Source organism: Sulfurovum sp., from assembly GCF_049668085.1.
Taxonomy (GTDB): domain Bacteria; phylum Campylobacterota; class Campylobacteria; order Campylobacterales; family Sulfurovaceae; genus Sulfurovum.
Map to the genome: position 1 here is coordinate 1 of NZ_JBATIY010000146.1, position 1,527 is coordinate 1,527.

A 1,527-nucleotide genomic window follows, 5' to 3' on the forward strand; every position below is an offset into this window, starting at 1 on the left:
GTATCAGGCATATTGTGTGTGATAGAGTAAAACCCTACTTTTTCACAAGCTTTTGCTTTCATTTTAACATATGCATGACTTGCAGGATCATCACCTATAAGGATAACTGCGAGTCCAGGAACAATGTTTTTTTCTTGTTTGAGTTTTTCTACTTCTGTAGTTACAGTAGTTTGCACTTTCTTGGCTAAAGATTTACCATCGATGAGTTGCATAGAGTGCCCTTATATTTTTTATTGTATTATATCAAAAATACTTTAGGCAATGCAGCAGTTTTGCCCTATTGTGGAGTAAGGTTGATACTATCATGAGACTACTATGGATGTTATTGCCTTTAATGTTATCGGGGCAGGAAGATTTCATTTCCCATTATGAATATGGCGAAATGCTCTATGCCAACCCAAGAGGAGTAAGCTGTGCCCAATGTCATGGTGAAAGTGGTGAAGGACAAACTATTGTTGAGTTCAGAGATATTCATGGAAAACAAGCATTAAAGGGTTCGGATATACGTAGAGATACGATCGATGATATGATCAAAGCGCTAAATACTTATCATAAGATCATGCCTCGGTATTATCTTACAGATGAAGAAGTGAAAGCCATTTATGATTACCTTCAAAAGAAAAATGAAGCCTATTTATCAACCTTTAAAGAGACGAATACTACACAATAATTTGCTATAATGATTTTTATACCATTATGAAGGATCATTTATGAAATTCACTACATCTCTTAGCGTACTGCTGTTAACTGGAGGTTTTGTTCATGCTTCCTCTCTTGCAGTATATCAGGATAACACTTTTTACAATTTCACCCCGAAAAATAATTTTATAGGTTTTACACGAAATATTAAAGTGAAATGTGAAGGTACGACTCTACCGCTCTCTGTCACGTTGTCTTGTCCTGCAGAGGATAGATTATGTCAACTTTTGACAAATTGGAAAGAGACAGAACAAAAAGTAGAAACCGTTCAATCAAATACTAAGGTACTAGAGAAGCTTATTTCACTTCCTCAGCCTACTACGTTTGATGCTAATGCCTGGATAGAATCAGCAAAACATATAGGTGAAGAACAAGCAAGACTTTTAACACTAGAGAGGTCATTGAATGAAGAGGTTCAAATTTTACAAAGAAAGTTTCAAAAACAGGCACCTACTAAAAATGCACTGCAAACGACACAAACATGTAATAAAGAGATAGAACTTACTCTCCCTCGTGGGTATGTCTCTTTTTCTACACACTATGAGGCAAATATTGAAGATGAAAAAGAAGTAACAGTGACCCAATATCTCTCTGTTTCAAATAGGAGCGGTATAGATATTCATGCAGACAATGCGATGTTCTTTTATCGTTCTGCAAATCAATATGTACATCCAATCCATTTTCGTCCATGGGTAGTGAGTAAGTATGAACCCCCAATACAAAGAAAGTCTAAAAGTGCTATGTCTAAAAGAGCAAACATGGATATGGCTATGATGGCGGAAGAAAGCATGGTCCCACAAGTGGCTATGTCTGCTCCAGTCGCTTATT

At 36.3% G+C, this 1,527-nt stretch carries 2 protein-coding genes and 1 pseudogene; 2 read left to right on the forward strand and 1 reads right to left on the reverse strand.

From position 1 onward, the window contains the following. Nucleotides 1-212, reverse strand: a 212-nt coding sequence (locus WBM70_RS09090; RefSeq protein ID WP_424558193.1) for a tetrahydrofolate dehydrogenase/cyclohydrolase catalytic domain-containing protein, incomplete at its 3' end; no start/stop codon positions are given. 92 nt (nucleotides 213-304) lie between these two features. On the opposite strand from WBM70_RS09090, the gene WBM70_RS09095 reads away from it, so the two are divergent. Continuing rightward, nucleotides 305-670, forward strand: coding sequence for a c-type cytochrome (locus WBM70_RS09095; protein ID WP_424558194.1), 366 nt, complete (start codon nucleotides 305-307; stop codon nucleotides 668-670). 40 nt (nucleotides 671-710) lie between these two features. Then, nucleotides 711-1,527 (forward strand): annotated as a pseudogene (locus tag WBM70_RS09100) (hypothetical protein); the annotation flags it as partial.